Below are 943 nucleotides of genomic sequence, written 5' to 3'. Positions count from 1 at the left end.
CTCAATCACGCCGGAATCGATGGTGTATTCTGCCCAATCGCCCTCGGCTGCGTCGGGCGGACTGACCAGAACCACGTTTTCGGTGGCCTCCATCCTTTCGATGGCCGAGCGTTCTTCGTTATAGATGACAAGAACCCGGTCTGCCGTCAGGCGCATCTCACCCTGGATGACAATGACGTTGCCGATAAACTCGGCCGATCCATCTTCCTGATTCACGTTCAATGTCTCGGACGTCACCTCGACCGGCAGCGTCGGGTCGGCATTGACCGAGCCGAACGCCACCTGAGCCTCTTGTGCAGAAACAGGTGTGGCTCCGACAGCCACGGCTAGACACAAAAAGGCGACACGTAAATCGAACACAAGTTATCTTTCTGCTTTTTGCGGCTCATATATCAACTTCACGCCGCCTGTAAAAAGAATATGAACCGGACCGTCCTTTTTTTCGGTCCCAAACACCATTCTTCCGGCAGTAAAGTCGCCAATCGGACCGGTTCCGTCAATCTGTCCAGGGCTATCACCACGTATTTCATCCAGCGACGTATTCAACAGGTCGGTGGTGACCTGGATGCCGTCTCTGGTGGTGATGACCACATCCCCTGCAAACGTTGCAGTACCCTTGTCTGGCCTGATGATGCCTGTGTTGGATTCGAGTGTGATCTCGCCCCCATTGCTTAGTCCAAAGCGGCCCTGCACTTCGGCTGCCGTCGGTGTGTCGCCATCGCCACCCTGACTGGCCCTTCGGGCTTCGACGCGGATTTCCTCGCCCTTGCGGGTGACACCTTTATAGTCGGGCCGCGTGACCACCTGATCTGTCAGCCGGTCGTCAATATCCTGATCACTGAACGGCACCGAGACATTGGTGTCGACGCTGCGAGAAAGAAGAAAGACAGAAGACAGCAACAAAATCGCCACAAGCGGTAGCAGCAACTTCAGGAACTGCACC

General features: G+C 55.6%; 2 protein-coding genes. Both read right to left on the bottom strand.

Annotated elements, in window-relative coordinates; all coding sequences use genetic code 11:
• Window positions 1-360 (bottom strand): LptA/OstA family protein (locus ACR0L4_RS23655; protein ID WP_480515653.1); only part of this gene is annotated, 360 nt, incomplete at its 3' end.
• 3 nt (window positions 361-363) lie between these two features.
• Window positions 364-942 carry an LPS export ABC transporter periplasmic protein LptC gene (locus ACR0L4_RS23650; protein WP_480515651.1) on the bottom strand — a complete coding sequence of 193 codons (579 nt, stop codon included), beginning with the start codon at window positions 940-942 and terminating at the stop codon, window positions 364-366.
• Window position 943 lies beyond the last annotated feature (1 nt).

It is taken from the genome of Ruegeria sp. AB5 (genome assembly GCF_056542645.1).
The sequence above is the reverse complement of the archived record's forward strand: the minus strand, read 5'-3'. Positions and strand labels throughout refer to the sequence as shown.